Source organism: Rudanella paleaurantiibacter (genome assembly GCF_009184635.1).
GTDB lineage: Bacteria > Bacteroidota > Bacteroidia > Cytophagales > Spirosomataceae > Rudanella > Rudanella paleaurantiibacter.
Genome location: NZ_WELI01000011.1, coordinates 175,995 through 192,394 on the forward strand (window position 1 = coordinate 175,995; position 16,400 = coordinate 192,394).

Here is a 16,400-nt window from a genome sequence, read left to right on the forward strand (position 1 = left end):
TTATGTTTGGGAGATTGAGATTACTTTTCTGCGGGTTTCTGACCGGAGTTCGGGTGGTTGGGCGGTGGTGCTTCCGTAGTCGAGTCCATCGGGTTTGCCTGTGGCACGTCGACAGCACGGAGCCTGACCCGCTCATCGGTGTCGTCGCCGGCATGAGCGGTTGTGTTGCGCATTTCGTATTCGTAAATGCTGCGGGTATGGCTTTGCTTGATCAATAAGAAACCGTTGAACGCCAGCGAAAGGGCCAGCGCCAGTCCAAAGCCATACAGTAAGATCGATTCTGACCGCCGAGCGGGAATATTCGGACGTTGCATTGCCTGTGTCTCTGATTACAGACACAAAACAAGCGGCTCACATTAGAGCGGTATGAGAAGGAAATTAGAAGATATTAGAAGCGCTACAGGGCACTGGGCAGGGTGATTGTTACCGACGTGCCCTGACCTTCTTTGGAGGTGAAGTGTAAGGTGCCCTGGTGCAGGTCGATAATTTTCTGGGTGACCGCCAGCCCAATGCCGTAGCCCGGTACGCCGTCCACGTTTTTGCCCCGGTACAATGGGTCGAGAATGTGAACAATGTCGGCGTCGGTGATGCCCCGTCCCTGATCCATCACCGTTACAATAATGTGCTCGTCCCAGGCCCGTAACTGAATCGAAACGGGTTCGCTCGAGTATTTGCAGGCATTATCGAGCACGTTCAGCAAAGCGGTAGTGAGCAGGCTTGCGCTGCCGCGGATGGTAAACGAATCGTCTTCGTCAGATATAAACTGTAGGGGCAGGCTCCGCCCCGGATATTTCGCCTGCACCTGCCCGATGGCCGTCAGCAGGCAATCATCAACCTGAATTAAGCTCAGCGTGACCGACCCGTCGGTGACTTTAGCCAAACTGAGCAAACTGTTGGTCAGCGCAATTACTTTTTTCAGTTCGTCGACGGCCACCTCCATACTCTCCCGCCAATCGGCCGGGTTTTGGTCGTACCGGAGCGACGTTTCGAGGGTGCCGAGGGTGTTGGTCAACGGGGTACGAAGCTCGTGGGATGCATGGGCCACAAAACTGCGTTGGGAAATAAAGGCATCTTCGAGCCGAAACAGCATTTGGTTAAAGGTCATAGCGAGTTGAGCGATTTCGTCGCGCCGGTTGCCTTCGTGCACCCGCTTGTGCAGATCAACGGCTGTAATTTGTTCTACCTCATCGACAATCTGCGAGATAGGCCGCAGCACTCGCCCTGAAAAATACCAGCCTGCCAGAACAATCAGGGTGAAGCCCAACAGGTTGGCTAACAGGAGAATCTGTTGCAGGGTCTCTAGTTTTACCAGCCCAATTCGGTCATAGCCGGACGCAAAAATGTAAAACAACTGCCCCCGGTCCCGGTACGCAATGACAATGGATTCCAGGTGCCCGCTCCGAAACTCAAACAGGGAGGTGGTATCGAGTTTGGGGATCTTTTCTTTGTAGTAGTCTGATTCTTTGAGGGTTCGGTTCGTGAAAACGAGATTATGCCGACTGTCGAAAATACTGATCTGTTCCTCAACAATGGACAGCAGATCGGTACGAATCATGTTCTTAAAGAAGTCGTCGTGCAAATGCCGCCGTGAAATCAGCACCCGCCCGGCCACCCGCGCCGTCGACTCCAGCCGACTGTAAAACTCCTCCTGCCGGTACAGGGAGTAGAAGTACCAGACCAACACCGAAAGGGTCACCTGAATGGCGGTGGCCAGAAGGGTAAACGTGATGGTCAGGCGGTTTCGGATCAGCATAAAGCGGGGTGGCAACGGGTTAATCTTCGCGCAGAACGTACCCCATACCCACAATAGTGTGCAGCAATTTGGGCGAAAAGTCTTTGTCGATTTTTTTACGCAGGTAACTGATATACACGTCGATAACGTTCGTGGCACTATCGAAATTGAGGCTCCAGACACGCTCACTAATATCGACGCGGGAAATAATCTTGCCCTTGTTAAGCATCAGGTACTCCATCAGGGCATACTCGCGGGTGGTCAGGTCAATACGCTTGCCCGCCCGCGTTACGGTCTTGGCGTCGAGGTTTAGTTCCAGGTCGGCCAATCGGAGTATTTGCCCGCGTTTGGTACCACTCCGGCGGGTGAGGGCGCGCACCCGTAGCAGCAGCTCGGCAAATTCAAAGGGCTTGGCGAGGTAATCGTCGGCCCCGGCACCAAAGCCGTCCGATTTATCCGCCAGGCTGTCCAGCGCGGTAAGCATCAGTACCGGCACAGCCTCATTCTCGGCGCGGATGTGTCGGCACAGTTCAAAGCCGTTCATCTGCGGCAGGTTAACGTCCAGAATAATCACATCATACATATCCCGCCGAAAGAGCGAAAGGCCCATGCGCCCGTCATAAGCCACTTCAACCTCGTACCCCTCGGCCGACATTCCTTTGCGGATAAAGGAAGCCAGCCGTTCTTCGTCTTCAACTAAAAGTATTTTCATGGAACGTTTGGGAGTCTAATACAAGTAGCAAAGGCTTTGCCCGACCCGAATCGAAACCCTGCGGCTAAGTTAATACTCCGGTTGCTGAATAGTATAAAACCAGTCACAGGTGGTTTACCTTCACGATACCCAATTGGGCCTACCGTAACGTGACTGTAAACTTCCGACGCATGAAAAGCAATCTGCCAAAACTGGTTCATTACCTGCAAGCTGTACTTGTTCTGTTTTGCTTTGGCAGCCAATCCGCAGCCGCACAAACCCTCGCCCGGCCCCGGATTGTGGTTACGGCCGACCCTGAGCTGGATGATAACAACTCACTTATCCGGTTTCTGCTGTATAGCAGCGACCTGAACATTGAGGGGTTGATCTATGCCAGCAGCGGCTACCATTGGAAAGGCGACGGCAAGGGAACCCGCTGGTTTGTGCCCGGCCGGGAGTACACGCGGTTTGGCCTGAATCTGTGCCCCTGCGAATCATGGCGGTGGGCCAAGGACGAACGGTTTATTCACGACATCGTGGATGCGTATGCGAAGGTGTACCCGAACCTCAAAATTCACAATACCCGCTACCCGGCTCCGGCTGAACTGAAGGCTAAAATCCGCTACGGAAACATTGAGTTTGACGGGGACTACTCGAAGGATACACCCGGCTCTGAGCTGATAAAGTCGTTGATACTCGACGATAAACCGGGGCCTCTTTACATTACAGCCTGGGGCGGGCAAAGCACCATCGCCCGGGCGCTCAAATCCATTCAGGAGCAGTACGAATACACCGCACAGTGGGAGGCTATCAAAGCGAAAATAGCACGCAAAGTTGTGTTGCTGCCTTCGGGTGATCAGGATGATACGTACGCTACGTACATCGCACCCAACTGGCCAGCTATTGAATACCGTCAGTTCAAAGGGGGACCTAACTACGGCTATGGGGCACAACTCGGAGCCCGCGCTGAAGATGCGCCGTACCTGACTGCGAACTGGATGAGTGAAAACGTAACCGGCCGGGGGCCGCTGGGCGCACTTTACCGCGTTTGGGGCGACGGGAAGCAAATGGTTAAAGACGACAAACTCGATTATTTTGGGTTGACTGGCTACACCAACGAGCAACTCAAAAAAATGGGTTATGCCGTCTGGATGCCGGTGCAGCCTAAGGGGGCGTGGCTTGGCGAGGGCGACAACCACACGTTTATGAATATGCTCGGCAATGGCTTGCGGGCCTATGAACTCGGTTCCTTTGGGGGTTGGGGTGGTCAGGGCATCGATCGGGAGGAAAGCAAGAAAAATTCCATGTTTGGCCTGGCAACGTCGCTCGATACGAGTGCCAGTGCCATGGCCAACGCGCTGAGTACCGCCAATACCCGTATGGCTAAAAACGCGAATACGTTCCCCAACTTTTTCCCGTATGCCCAGCGCGATTTTGCCGCCCGGATGAAATGGTCGGTAACTCCTCGGTTTGCCGATGCGAATCATGAACCCGTGGTTCGGGTGGAAGGGCCGCTCACGGTGATGGCGTCGGCTGGTCAAACGATTCGGCTCAACGGCCTGGTGTCTGACCCTGACGGGCAATCAGTTGCGGTTCGGTGGTGGCAATTTCGGGTAGGCACTTACCCCGGTGAGGTAACCATAACGAGTCCCAACGCACCCCGAACCGAAATCTTGATTCCGAAAGATGCCAAAGGTGGGCAAACCATTCACCTGATTCTGGAGGCAACTGACACCGGTAGCCCGGCCCTAACCCGGTACGTGCGGGTGGTTGTGAAGGTGCGCGAGAACTAACGAACCTCATTTCTGCCTACCTTTGTTCTATGAAATCGGTGACCGCTTTGTGTTTGGGTATGCTGCTCCTGGTAGGCAGTCTGTTTCCGCAGACTGACGTGGAGGAGGTATTCAAGCTGCCCGGGCTGGTCACCCATTATCAGTGGCACAAACAGATTGCCAAAGGGGATATTGACATCTGGCAGTTTTTGGAGATGCACTACGGTCTGTCTTCCAAACATGCCAAAACGGATCATGAAGGTGTCAAAATTCCGCTGTATAATCACTTGTCGGCGGGCTTTGTCTTTGTGCTGACGCCCCCTCAGTTTGTCCCGGCCCGATTGGAGTCTTTTCTCAACTGGCCCTCAATTCACTTTACGTACGAGAATCTGTACACCTTTCTGCGGGTAGCTCCGCTCCTCCAGCCGCCCCGGCTCGGATAACGCCCCCTTTTTCTGCCTTTACACGCTCGGCTTATCGTTTCGATAAGCCCAGTTGAGGCTATGTTTCAACGCGTTATCCATTTTTATGCTACATACAATCATTCAGTTCAGCATCCGCCAAAAGCTGATGGTGGGGCTGGGCGTGTTGGCGCTGATTGCCTGGGGCTTGTATGCCCTGCAACAGCTGCCCATCGACGCCATTCCTGACATTACCAATAATCAGGTGCAGGTTATCACGCAGGTGCCTTCGTTGGCCGCGCAGGAAACCGAGCAGTTTATCACATTTCCGCTCGAAACTACTTTACGAAACGTACCCGGCGTTACCGAAATTCGGTCGATTTCTCGATTCGGCTTGTCGGTAATTACCGTGGTTTTTGACGATGCTACCCCGACGTTTCAGGCCCGTCAGCTTGTGACCGAGCAGCTCAAAGCCGCCGAAGGGAGCCTGACTATGGGGACTCCGCAGCTGGCCCCCATCACCACTGGTCTGGGCGAAATTTACCAATATGTCATTCACCCGAAGGCCGGTTTTGAACAACGCTACTCCGCCACCGACCTCCGAACGGTGCAGGACTGGATCGTGAAACGGCAACTCGCGGGGGTACCCGGTGTAGTCGACATCAGCAGTTTGGGCGGCTATCTGAAAGAATACGAGGTACGTATTAATCCAGAGCGGCTGCACGGGATGAACACAACCCTGACCGAAGTGATGGACGCTTTGGCCGATAACAACGCCAACACCGGGGGGAGTTATATCGAAAAAGGCCCCGAAGCCTTCTTTATTCGGGGTGAAGGGATGGTTAAAACAGCCGAAGAAATCGGGCAGATTGTCGTGAAAAATGTGGGGGCTACCCCAATCCTTATTCGTGATGTGGCCGATGTTGGCGAGGGCCATGCCGTGCGGTACGGTGCCATGACCCGCAACGGAAAAGGAGAGGTAGTTGGCGGTATTGTACTGATGCTCAAAGGGGCATCCTCTGAAAAAACCATCGCGGGCGTTAAAGAGCGAATTGTCGAAATTCAGAAGAGCTTGCCTGAGGGGCTGGTCATTGAGCCATTTCTGGACCGTAAAGTGCTCATCGACAAGGCCATTCATACCGTGACCAAGAACCTCATTGAAGGGGGGCTGATTGTGATGACTGTGCTGCTCTTGCTGCTGGGCAACTGGCGTGCCGGTCTGGTCGTGGCCTCCGTAATTCCACTTTGTATGCTCTTTGCGCTGGGTATGATGCACGCGTTCGGTGTGTCGGCAAACCTTATGAGCCTGGGAGCAATCGATTTTGGGCTGCTTGTTGATGGGGCTGTGATTATTGTCGAGAGCATGATTTTTACCATTGTGCACAACCGGGCTACAAAGTCGCAATCAATGGACGATGTAGCTCTGGATGCCGCGAGTCGGTTGATGCGGTCGGCCTTGTTTGGTCAGTTGATTATCCTGATTGTGTATGTGCCAATTCTGTCGCTTACGGGCATTGAAGGTAAGATGTTCAGACCCATGGCCCTGACGGTAGGGTTTGCCATTTTAGGAGCCATGATCCTGTGCGTTACGTACGTGCCTATGATGGCCGCAACGATGCTCCGCAGCGACATTGAGGAAGAGGGCACCCTGGCCGACCGGATCATGAAATGGCTGTACCGGCTCTATGCCCCCTTGCTCGAGGGGGCCCTGCGCTGGCGCAAGAGCGTGTTGGCTGCGTCGGTGGGGTTGCTGGCGGGGGCTGTGGGGCTGTTTATGTCGATGGGGGGTGAGTTTATCCCAAATCTCGACGAGGGCGATATTGCCATCAGCCTGACCCTGAAACCCGGCTCATCATTGCGGCAAACCATCGAAACCACCCAACGGATGGAGACTATCCTGAAAAATAGCTTCCCGGAGGTTAACGATGTGATCTCGAAAATTGGTACCGCCGAAATTCCCACAGACCCCATGCCTATTGAAGCGGCCGACATAATGGTGCTGCTCAAGGAACCGGATGCGTGGACCTCGGCCGAGACCAAAGAAGAGCTAATCGGCCAAATGGAGCGGGCCCTGAGTGTTATGCCGGGGTTAAACGTGGAGTTTACCCAGCCTATTCAGCTCCGGTTCAATGAGCTGATGACAGGTGTGAAGTCCGATATTGCGGTCAAAATTTATGGCGAAGACCTGGCTACGCTCTTTGCCAAAGCCAATTTGGCGGCTGCTAAAATAAAGTCGATTCCGGGCGTGGCCGACCTGAAAGTAGAACAGATTAGCGGGCTTCCGCAGATGCTCGTTTCGTACAACCGGGCTCGGCTGGCACAGTACGGCGTGTCGGTAGCGAGTTTAAACCGCATTTTGAAGGCCGCATTTGCGGGTGAGGCAGCCGGGGTCGTGTTTGAAGGGGAAAAGCGGTTCGATCTGGTGGTACGACTGGACAGCACGTATCGGCAGGACATCGAAAATATCCGTCAGCTTTACGTCGATTTGCCCGGTGGCCAGCAGGTCCCTTTGGCCGAGTTGGCCACCATTCGCTATCAGGATGCCCCCATGCAGATTTCGCGGGACAACGCCCGGCGCCGGATCACCATTGGCATTAACGTACGGGGTCGCGACGTGGAGAGTCTGGTGGGCGAAATGAAAACCGTGCTCGAAAAGCAGGTGCCTCTGCCGGCCGGGTACAGCTATACGTTTGGCGGGCAGTTCGAAAATCTGGTCAAAGCCAAAGAAAGGCTGGGCGTTGCCGTCCCGCTTGCCCTGGTGCTCATTGGCTTACTCCTCTATTTTACGTTTGGCTCGGCCCAGCAGGCTCTGCTTATTTTTTCGGCCATCCCGCTGTCGGCCATTGGTGGGGTAGTGGCCCTCTGGTTGCGCGGTATGCCGTTTAGCATATCGGCCGGGGTGGGCTTTATTGCCCTGTTCGGGATAGCCGTGCTGAACGGAATCGTGCTGATTAGCTACTTCAATGAGTTGCAAAAAGAAGGCGTGGCCGATGCGCTCAAACGGGTCAGGCAGGGAACGGCCGTGCGGTTTCGGCCCGTAGTCATGACGGCTGCTGTGGCCTCGATGGGCTTTTTGCCCATGGCCCTGTCGACCTCGGCTGGGGCTGAGGTGCAAAAGCCGCTGGCTACCGTTGTAATTGGCGGGCTGGTGTCGGCTACGCTGCTCACGTTGGTGGTGTTGCCGGTATTGTATAGTCTGTCTGCTCACAAAACAAAATCGTAATCCATGAAAACATCACTCATCTATAAAGCAGTGCTTATTAGCCTGTCGGGTACCTTGTTCGCCTGTTCGGGGAAAGAAGCCGATACCCCGACCCAAACACCGGAGCAGACCCAAATCCGGTCGGTGACCATTACGGAAGCGCAATTCCGGGAAACGGGGATAGAGCTGGGCCCACCGGATACCCTAACCCTCGGCGACATGATTCAGGCAACGGGTAAAGTAGAGGCTCCGCCCGACCACTGGGCCACGGTTCACGCGCCCATGGGCGGGTATGTGCGGGCCACCCGATTGGTTGAGGGCGATTTTGTGCGTAAAGGTCAGGTGTTGGCCGTGCTCGAACACCCCGATTATGTAAAGCTGCAACAGGAATACTTACAGGCCCTTACCCGTAGTCGGTTTGAACAGCAGGAGCTGGATCGCCAAACTGAGCTGGCTCGTGAGGAGGTGGGGGCACGGCGCAAGTTGCAGGAGTCATCGGCCGCCTACGAAACTACCCGCGCCCTGCTGGCGTCATTGGAGGCTCAACTGGCTCAGCTTCATTTGCCACTGGCCTCGCTGCGCCGGGGAACCATTAGCCGCACGATTACGCTTCTGGCACCTATTAGCGGGTATGTCGACAAGGTTAATCTGCGGCTTGGGCAATACGTGGGGCCTACTGATGGGCTGGTCGAGATTGTGAACAAAGACCACCTGTACCTTGAATTACGGGTGTTTGAGAGTGATATTCGGAAAGTGCGCGAAGGGCAGCGCGTGGTGTTTTCGGTGGCTCAGCAGCAAACCGGCCCGTTAGAAGCTGTGGTGTACCGGGTTGGGCAGTCGTTCGACGATCAGACCCGAACGGTGCTGGTTCATGCCAACCTGAAAGCCCGCGATTATAGCCGATTGTTTGCTGGCTCGTACGTGCGGGCTACCATTCAGGCCAATCCCCGACAGGTGGTGGCCCTGCCCGAAGATGCCGTTGTTCGGGAGGGTAATCGGGCTTATGTGTACGTTCAGCAGCCAGCTCAAGCCAGCGGTGAACAGGTTTTTACCCTCGTTCCGATTCAGACCGGGGTGACGCAGAATCACCGGATCGAGGTAATTCTGTCAAAAGAGATAAACCGGGCAGCCATTGTTCGGCAGGGTGCTTACTTTATCAGCGCCGAACGGGCCAAAATGGCTGGTTAAGGAGGGTATGGGGAATAGGCACGCGGATGACACGGATTAAATCCATTTTCGCGGATTATTCTGGCTGATCCGGTGTACATCTGCCCAATTCGCGTCATCCGCGTGCTATTGCAACCGATTGGTTAATTCACAAGAATTGGACATCTAGTACCTTTGATTTTCGCTCGTTATATAACCACACACGATGAACGTATACCGGCTTTTGTTTTTGGTCATGTTCTATATCGGGAGCATGGCCAACCTACAGGCGCAAACTAAGCCAGCCGCCGTGCTCGATACAACAGCCTTCGTCAAATCGACACACACCCTAATCTGGCATAATTTTGGGAAGCTATCAAGGCCCATTATGAGTAAAATGTATGATAGTCCACGTGGTTTTGAGGGTTTAGTTTTTATACGATTTGATGTCAACGGCGTAGGGCAAGCGGAAAACAATCGTCTATCTCGTGCTATTAATCCACAGTTTGAGGCTGCCTTGGAAAAGGCCATCACCGAAAGCTTTAGCCAGTTACAGAGGCATTCTGTTGCCGTACTTCATGGGTGTTATTTATTGCCATTATTTGTGTCGATCAGTCGCAGTAAGCCCATATATGAACCCGAGTCACAATCCGAATTCAATGTACTCTACAACCGAGAACTGTTCGTCAACTGCATCTTATTTCCGTCAAACACGGTAGCCTACGCTCGTTAACTGGCCGCTAATTTTCCCTAAACAATGAATCCCGAATCGCCAACCGAACCCATTGAACTGTATCGTTACCTGCGAACGCTGGTCGAAGCCGCTCAGTCAGACAGTGACCCGACACCCAAATTTGCCCTGGTCGAAGCATATTGGCATATCGGTCGTATTGTGGTAGAAATTGAACAGCAAGGCCAACACCGCGCCGACTACGGTATTCATCTGATTGAAGCCCTCTCCGATCAGCTTACACAGGCTTTTGGTAAAGGGTACGGTATGTCGAATATGTGGCGGTTCAAGCAGTTTTTTTTGGCATTCCCAATTCTCGCCACAAATGGGCGAGAATTTATAAACCTTCGAAATCATCTGCGCACTGAGCTAACGTGGTCACACTACCGCGTGCTCATGAGTCTCGAAAATGTGCAGGAACGCGATTTTTACATCACACAAGCCGCCGACGAGCGATGGACCGTCCGATTCATGCAACGCATGATTCGGTCACGGTACTACTACCATGTCGGGCTGGAAGACAACGAGCTGCTGCCCAGCAAAACGAACCGGCGCGATGCACCCAACGGACCATTGGTCGGCTCCTCCCCTACCCCCTCAGTTGTGGGCGGTACGAAGCGGAGTCGGTTGGCGGCCGTCAAAAAAATTCTGCTGAAACGGTATGTGGGGTTTGCCTTTGTAGGGCAACGGCAGTACGTAAGTGTTCGGGGGAAAGACTACTGGGTAGAGCTTGTCTTTTTTCATATCGTACTGGGCCGGTTTGTATTGGTGCAACTTAGCACGCACAGCCCGGCAGCGCTCGCCGAGTTCCGGCTCATTCTGGATAGCTACGCCCAAAAACAGCCACCCACCATCCCTACCCTACCGGTTGGTTTGCTGGTGGATGAAGCTGGGCGGGTAAAATACGCAACCACAAGCGGAGAGGTACGGCTGGGTCAGGATGAAGAGGCCGTGTTGCCACTATCATTTTAAGATAAAGCCAGAAAATCACGTATTGAGTGAAGCAACAAAGCCTTTGTGCCCTGTATGATTTCATCGACTTCCAGCAACCTTTGAAAGTTAATAACAGGGGAAGCCGTGTACTATCACAAATCCGACACTCAAGACTGAGGGTTTTCCCGCATCCATTCTTCGAGCGTTGTTTTTTGAAAGTGTAAGCGTGCTGTTATCGCCAGCGCAATTAAAGGGCCTACTGAAAGGCCAATGAACAGAAAAGCGATAAAAATGGCGAACAAAATGTAGATGCTCCACCCAAGTTTTCTCAGGTCACTCTCATAAATGTCGTACCCCGACAACTTCATGGCACAATAACTCGCATAGGCCAGGGTGGCCCAGGAACAGACGGCAACATAGGCCATGCCGCTTTCACCAATGGCGATAACGAGGCTTAACAGAGCACTAAAAATGCAAATGATAATAGCGACAACCGACAGGGCTCGGAGGGTTTTAGGTTTAAACATACAGGTTACGAATCAGTGTAGGGTTTAAGTTGTGATTTGCCTTAAGTAGAAAGGCAAACCTGAATGTACAGGACATCACGTCATTCTGCAAAAAATTTCATCGTTTAGTAAGGGTTTGTGGTAGCCGCATCGTCTATGAAAAAAGAAGGATAAAACTTACTTATTCAAAGTCGAGTTCACTCTTCTACGCGATGGGACAAATAAATCCTGAATACACGTCTGACACACCGCCAAAAAGGCTGCCCGAGAGACACCCGCAAGCGTCTGACGCAACCCATATTGGCGATCCGGAATACTTAATCCGGCGGGCATTCGACAATGACCCGGATGTGGGCATGGCGATGCTGTTCCGATACTACTACCAGCCGCTTTGCAGCCACGCAGTCCGGTTCGTATCCTCTAAGGAAATCGCTGAAGACCTGGTGTCCGACATTTTTTTTGAGATGCACAGCCGCCTGACCTACCAGGCGGTAGCGACCTCTTTCCGCGCTTTTCTGTTTACGGCGGTTCGTAACCGTGCGCTCGACTATATACGCACCGAATACAAACAGGCAACTTCGCTAGAGCACGCACAGGGAATGACCGCTGAACAGGCACAACAACCCGACGGCGTGATGCAGTACGAAGAGCTTTACCACTCAATTGAAGAGGCCATTAATGGAATGCCCGTAAAACAGCGGACAGTCTACCTGATGCACCGCTTTGAGGGTAAGCGCTACGCCGACATTGCCGTCGAACTTCAGATGGCCACCAAAACGGTTGAGGTTCACATGTACCGCGCTACCCAGGCAATCCGGGAACTGTTACGCAGCAAATGGCTCATCAGCTTGTTGCTGTGCTGGCTTAGCTAACCTCTCCCCTCCCCAACGTTTCGACGCATGAAGACATCCATTTCACCCGAATTACTAGCCAACTATTTCGCTGGCCGGGCAACCGCTATTCAAAAGCAGTCCATTGATGAATGGGCCCGCGACCCGGCCAACTGGGAACTATTCTATGAGGCTTTGGCCCGATGGGAGAACCAGCAACCTCAATACATAACCGACCCCGAAGCAGCTCTTCAGCGGCATCAGGCCCGAATGGCCAAGTTTCGGTCAATAGGTGCGGAAGTGAGCGGTTCAACCGACACGGTACCCGTATTGCAACTCGCTACTCGTAATCAGTTTACCCGGCTGTGGTGGGTGGCGGCCTCAGTGGTCTTGGTGGCCCTTGCCGGCTGGCTAACCCGCCCACTTTGGCAGTACAAACAGTTTCAAACGGCCTATGGACAAACCGAGCGAATTACGCTCCCCGACGGCAGCCGGGTAGTGCTCAACGCCAATTCGCGCCTGCGCATCCCACGCTTTGGATTCGGAGAGGCCTCGCGCGAGGTGTTGCTCACGGGAGAAGCTTCGTTTGCCGTGACCCATACCCCAACTGACCAACCATTTGTGGTGCATACGCCAAGTCGGTTTAGCGTGCTGGTGCTGGGTACCGAATTTACCGTCAACACCCGCCGGCAAGGGGGGCGGGTAGTCCTCAGCAAAGGGCGGGTAAAGCTCCGCTACGCCGACGGGCAAACGAACCGACAACTGCTCATGACTCCGGGCGACGAAGTTACCCTCGACAAACGGGGACAGGTCCAACGTCAACGCCTGGCCCAACCCGAAGCCGCGTCGGCCTGGCAACAGAACCGGTACGTATTTACCAACACCACCCTGAGCGAAATCAGTCAGCTTTTTGCCGACAACTACGGGCTTCAACTCCAGTTCGACGAGCCCGAACTGGCCAATTGGACCGTTTCCGGCTCGTTTCCGGCATCATCGGCTACCGAGCTACTGGAGGTGCTGATGGAGGCATCCTCGTTGGCATATACCCGCGAAGAAGACCGCATTCGCATTTATAAACCATCTAATTAACTCACCATCAACATGATAAAACGACTATCAACCGTAGTACTATTGGGATTCATAGCGGGTGGCCAACCCGGTACGGCCCAGGTGCTGGCCAAGGCCCCGCAAGCGACTGGCCGGTCGGCATTCCAGGCAGACCGTGAAGCCCGCCAACAACTGGCGCTGGTTTTGGGGGCTTTAAAAGACCGTTACAAAGTCGACATTTTGTTTTTCGACCGGATGGTTGAGGGGCAAACCGTGTCGAGCGATCAGGTTAATTACAACTTGCCTCTGGAAGAAAACCTGAAACGGATACTGAAACCCGCCGGACTGGATTACAAGAAATCGCGTAGTGGAGCCTACGTGATTATTGGTCGGCGGGCAAGCGCCAAAGAAACATCACAATTGAATCCATCGGGTTCAGGCTTGCCCGAATCCCCCCTAACGACTCCGGCGCAGGCCGAACCCGTTGGCGAAACGCCCCGCCCTACCCTTGCCCGGACCGAAGCGGCCGAGCGCCCACTAACCGGTACAGTCGTGGATGAAAAAGGCGAATCGTTACCGGGCGTAAGCGTCACAGTAAAAGGAACACAGCGCGGCACCACAACCGATGCGAAAGGGCTTTACCGGCTAAGCATCCCCGAAACAGGCGAGACTGTACTCGTTTTCAGCTATGTCGGCTACGTGACGCAGGAGCGAGTCGTAGGCAATCAGTCGACGGTGGATATTACGATGCAGGCCGACACACGGGCGCTTGAAGAAGTGGTGGTAGTGGGCTACGGAACCCAGAAGAAAAGCGACCTGACAGGCTCGGTGGTGGCCATCGGTAAAGAGCGCCTGACCCAACTGCCCAATACCAATATTGCGCAGGCGTTGCAAGGCTCCATTCCGGGTTTGCAGATCAATAACAACGATGGCGGAGCTGAACAGAATGATGTTTCGATTATTGTGCGCGGTCGCAGTTCGATCAGCGCCAGCAACGCGCCCCTGATTATTCTCGACGGGGTACCGTACACGGGTGGCATTTCAGACATAAACCCGACCGACATTGCGTCGATTGATGTGTTAAAGGACGCGTCGGCAGCAGCGATTTACGGTTCACGGGGCTCAAACGGGGTTATTATCGTAACCACCAAGCAGGGAAGTAAAGGAAAACTTTCAATCAATTACGACGGATTTTACGGCACCCAAACTATTGCCAATCGGCCCGATCTGCTGACGGGTGCCGAATTTTACGCCTTCAAAAAAGGGCGGGCCAATGCGCCCAACACCTCCATGACGCCATCGGAAGAGGCCGTTTTTCAGTCGGGGCAGTTTGCTGACTGGTACGCTCTGGCAACGCGCCCCGGCTGGCGGTCGCAACACAGCCTCGCGGTGTCGGGTGGCAATGATAAAGCAACGTTTTATATCGGAGGCACCTACCTCAACGTGGGCGGTATTGCTAAAAACGACGATTATCGGCGCTACACCCTTCGGCCCAACTTCGATGTGCGGGTAACGCCCTGGCTTACGTTTTCGTCGAACTCCCAATTATCATTTCAGGACCGGAGCGGCTTACCCGCTGACTTTTCGGGGCAGCAGGGAGCTAATTTCATGAACCCGCTGACCACCCCGTTTAACCCCGACGGAACATTAACGGTCTATGCCTGGCCGGAGTACAACCTGGCGGCTAATCCGCTGGCCCCTACGCTCGCTCGCAACATCAACAATGTGTACCGGATTTTTACGACCAACTCGCTCAAAGTCGATTTGCCCTTTGTGCCGGGCCTCTCATACAAAATCAATACGGGTGTTGAATTCCAGACCGATGTACGCCGGACGTACTACGGGCGCAACACCCGCACCGGCTTCGAGAACAAGGGGCAGGCCACGAATTTCAACGGACAACAACGCAACTTCACGGTTGAGAATATCCTCACGTATAGCCGCACGTTTGGCAACCATAGCGTCAACCTGACGGGATTGTATAGCAGCCAAAGTGCTGACGAAGAGCAGCAGCAAGTGGTGGGCGTTGGCTTTCCAAACGATGTGCTGACCAATTTCCAGATGAACACAGCCACGTTGCTGACGCCCACATCGTCGTACAGCAAACAGAATCTGGAGTCGCAAATGCTGCGGTTGAATTACAGCTACGATGGCCGGTATCTGCTCACCCTCACGGCCCGGCGCGATGGGTATTCAGGCTTCGGTGCGGGTCGGAAATACGGAACCTTCCCGTCGGTAGCGGTGGGTTGGAACCTGGCGCGTGAGCCGTTTATGAGCAACGTACCCTTCCTGACCAACCTCAAATTGCGGGCCTCGTATGGCCTAAACGGTAATCAGGCCGTATCGCCCTATCAGGCATTGGCTACGCTGGCCACGCGCTCGTACATCACCACGAGTGGGGCCGTGCTGCCGGGTTATGTACCCTCGCGGCTGGCGAACGAAGAACTGGGCTGGGAATCAACGCGCTCGCTTAATCTGGGTCTGGATTTTGGGATGCTCGGCAACCGGATTCAGGGCAGCATCGACGTGTACCAGAAAAACACGCAGGACCTGCTCTTAAACCGGATTATCTCATCGGTACAGGGTTTCAACCGGATTATTCAGAACATAGGAAAAACGGCAAACAAAGGGATAGAACTGGCGGTAACGTCTACCAACCTGAACCGAAATGGCTTCACCTGGACCACCAATACCAATGGTTCATACAATATCAACCGGATTGTGGATCTCTACGGCGATGGCCGCGACGATCAGGCTAACGGCTGGTTTATTGGCAAGCCGGTTCGTACAATTTTCGATCTGCAATACGACGGCATTTTCCGGTCGCCGGACGAGGTAGCCGCTTCGCCCCAGAAAACGGCCCTGCCCGGCTATGTACGCATCAAAGACGCCAATAACGATGGTAAAATTGATGCAGCCGACCGGACGTTTCAGGGGAATCAGGACCCGCTTTATCTGTACGGTCTGACCAACACGTTCAGCTACAAAGGATTTTCCCTGATGGTGTTTGTACAGGGAGTCGCATCGATTGTGAAGGAGAATCCACTCGTGCAGGATGCCGTGTTTATCGACGTTCGGCGGAACACAACCCGCAAGGATTGGTGGACGCCCCAAAACCCCAATGCAGGCCACTGGGCCAACGACGCCAACGCCAACCTGCTGAACATCAACATCTACGAAGATGCCAGTTTTGCGCGCCTGAAAGACATTTCGCTGGCGTATCAGCTACCGGCAACGCTGGTTCGGCGCTTGAAAATGAACAACCTCAGGTTCTACGTGTCGGGGCGTAATCTGGCCACTTTCACCCGGTACGAGGGGCTCGATCCCGAAATTTCAAACCAGCTGGACATCCCGCTTCAGCGCGAAATTCTGTTTGGAATCAACCTCAGCTTATAACCCACTTCACTTGT

At 53.9% G+C, this 16,400-nt stretch carries 13 protein-coding genes; 9 read left to right on the top strand and 4 right to left on the bottom strand.

All coding sequences use genetic code 11. The features are described 5' to 3' along the window. Window positions 1-20: 20 nt before the first annotated feature. The 3 genes from F5984_RS22265 to F5984_RS22275 form a co-directional block, all read right to left on the bottom strand. Window positions 21-314 (bottom strand): hypothetical protein, encoded by a 294-nt coding sequence (locus F5984_RS22265; RefSeq protein WP_152126425.1) that lies wholly within the window; start codon window positions 312-314, stop codon window positions 21-23. Between the two features lie 83 nt (window positions 315-397). Then, window positions 398-1,753, bottom strand: coding sequence for a sensor histidine kinase (locus F5984_RS22270; RefSeq protein WP_152126426.1), 1,356 nt, complete (start codon window positions 1,751-1,753; stop codon window positions 398-400). Between the two features lie 19 nt (window positions 1,754-1,772). Next, window positions 1,773-2,444, bottom strand: coding sequence for a response regulator (locus F5984_RS22275; protein ID WP_152126427.1), 672 nt, complete (start codon window positions 2,442-2,444; stop codon window positions 1,773-1,775). 170 nt (window positions 2,445-2,614) lie between these two features. On the opposite strand from F5984_RS22275, the gene F5984_RS22280 reads away from it, so the two are divergent. The 6 genes from F5984_RS22280 (at window position 2,615) to F5984_RS22305 (ending at window position 10,646) form a co-directional block, all read left to right on the top strand. Further along, a complete protein-coding gene (locus F5984_RS22280; RefSeq protein WP_152126428.1) occupies window positions 2,615-4,216 on the top strand; it encodes a DUF1593 domain-containing protein in 1,602 nt (533 codons plus the stop codon). A gap of 29 nt (window positions 4,217-4,245) precedes the next feature. Continuing rightward, entirely contained in the window at window positions 4,246-4,638 is a 393-nt protein-coding gene (locus tag F5984_RS22285) for a hypothetical protein (protein WP_152126429.1), read from the top strand. Window positions 4,639-4,723: 85 nt separating this feature from the next. After that, on the top strand, window positions 4,724-7,819 hold the full coding sequence (locus F5984_RS22290; RefSeq protein ID WP_152126430.1) for an efflux RND transporter permease subunit: 3,096 nt from the start codon (window positions 4,724-4,726) through the stop codon (window positions 7,817-7,819). Window positions 7,820-7,822: 3 nt separating this feature from the next. After that, complete coding sequence (locus F5984_RS22295) at window positions 7,823-8,986, top strand: efflux RND transporter periplasmic adaptor subunit (RefSeq protein ID WP_152126431.1); 1,164 nt, start codon at window positions 7,823-7,825, stop codon at window positions 8,984-8,986. A gap of 184 nt (window positions 8,987-9,170) precedes the next feature. Further along, the gene (locus tag F5984_RS22300) at window positions 9,171-9,677 is read left to right on the top strand and encodes a hypothetical protein (RefSeq protein WP_152126432.1); all 507 of its coding nucleotides are present in this window, start codon (window positions 9,171-9,173) and stop codon (window positions 9,675-9,677) included. A 24-nt stretch (window positions 9,678-9,701) separates the two neighbouring features. Then, complete coding sequence (locus F5984_RS22305; protein ID WP_152126433.1) at window positions 9,702-10,646, top strand: PDDEXK nuclease domain-containing protein; 945 nt, start codon at window positions 9,702-9,704, stop codon at window positions 10,644-10,646. 128 nt (window positions 10,647-10,774) lie between these two features. Here F5984_RS22305 and F5984_RS22310 read toward each other — a convergent pair whose 3' ends face one another. Beyond that, window positions 10,775-11,134 carry a hypothetical protein gene (locus F5984_RS22310; protein WP_152126434.1) on the bottom strand — a complete coding sequence of 120 codons (360 nt, stop codon included), beginning with the start codon at window positions 11,132-11,134 and terminating at the stop codon, window positions 10,775-10,777. A gap of 191 nt (window positions 11,135-11,325) precedes the next feature. Here F5984_RS22310 and F5984_RS22315 point away from each other — a divergent pair, with 191 nt between their 5' ends. From F5984_RS22315 to F5984_RS22325, 3 genes are read left to right on the top strand one after another with little or no spacing between them, the layout of a single operon-like run. Further along, complete coding sequence (locus F5984_RS22315; protein WP_152126435.1) at window positions 11,326-11,985, top strand: sigma-70 family RNA polymerase sigma factor; 660 nt, start codon at window positions 11,326-11,328, stop codon at window positions 11,983-11,985. Between the two features lie 27 nt (window positions 11,986-12,012). Then, on the top strand, window positions 12,013-13,032 hold the full coding sequence (locus tag F5984_RS22320; protein WP_152126436.1) for a FecR family protein: 1,020 nt from the start codon (window positions 12,013-12,015) through the stop codon (window positions 13,030-13,032). A gap of 12 nt (window positions 13,033-13,044) precedes the next feature. Beyond that, window positions 13,045-16,386 carry a SusC/RagA family TonB-linked outer membrane protein gene (locus F5984_RS22325; RefSeq protein WP_152126437.1) on the top strand — a complete coding sequence of 1,114 codons (3,342 nt, stop codon included), beginning with the start codon at window positions 13,045-13,047 and terminating at the stop codon, window positions 16,384-16,386. Window positions 16,387-16,400: the final 14 nt, after the last annotated feature.

Excerpts from the sequence above, each read along its gene's own strand:
- F5984_RS22320 (WP_152126436.1), top strand. The coding sequence starts at position 12,013 with ATGAAGACATCCATTTCACCCGAATTACTAGCCAACTATTTCGCTGGC.
- F5984_RS22270 (WP_152126426.1), bottom strand. The coding sequence starts at position 1,753 with ATGCTGATCCGAAACCGCCTGACCATCACGTTTACCCTTCTGGCCACC.
- F5984_RS22290 (WP_152126430.1), top strand. The coding sequence starts at position 4,724 with ATGCTACATACAATCATTCAGTTCAGCATCCGCCAAAAGCTGATGGTG.
- F5984_RS22285 (WP_152126429.1), top strand. The coding sequence starts at position 4,246 with ATGAAATCGGTGACCGCTTTGTGTTTGGGTATGCTGCTCCTGGTAGGC.
- F5984_RS22280 (WP_152126428.1), top strand. The coding sequence starts at position 2,615 with ATGAAAAGCAATCTGCCAAAACTGGTTCATTACCTGCAAGCTGTACTT.
- F5984_RS22310 (WP_152126434.1), bottom strand. The coding sequence starts at position 11,134 with ATGTTTAAACCTAAAACCCTCCGAGCCCTGTCGGTTGTCGCTATTATC.
- F5984_RS22295 (WP_152126431.1), top strand. The coding sequence starts at position 7,823 with ATGAAAACATCACTCATCTATAAAGCAGTGCTTATTAGCCTGTCGGGT.
- F5984_RS22305 (WP_152126433.1), top strand. The coding sequence starts at position 9,702 with ATGAATCCCGAATCGCCAACCGAACCCATTGAACTGTATCGTTACCTG.
- F5984_RS22265 (WP_152126425.1), bottom strand. The coding sequence starts at position 314 with ATGCAACGTCCGAATATTCCCGCTCGGCGGTCAGAATCGATCTTACTG.
- F5984_RS22325 (WP_152126437.1), top strand. The coding sequence starts at position 13,045 with ATGATAAAACGACTATCAACCGTAGTACTATTGGGATTCATAGCGGGT.
- F5984_RS22315 (WP_152126435.1), top strand. The coding sequence starts at position 11,326 with ATGGGACAAATAAATCCTGAATACACGTCTGACACACCGCCAAAAAGG.
- F5984_RS22275 (WP_152126427.1), bottom strand. The coding sequence starts at position 2,444 with ATGAAAATACTTTTAGTTGAAGACGAAGAACGGCTGGCTTCCTTTATC.
- F5984_RS22300 (WP_152126432.1), top strand. The coding sequence starts at position 9,171 with ATGAACGTATACCGGCTTTTGTTTTTGGTCATGTTCTATATCGGGAGC.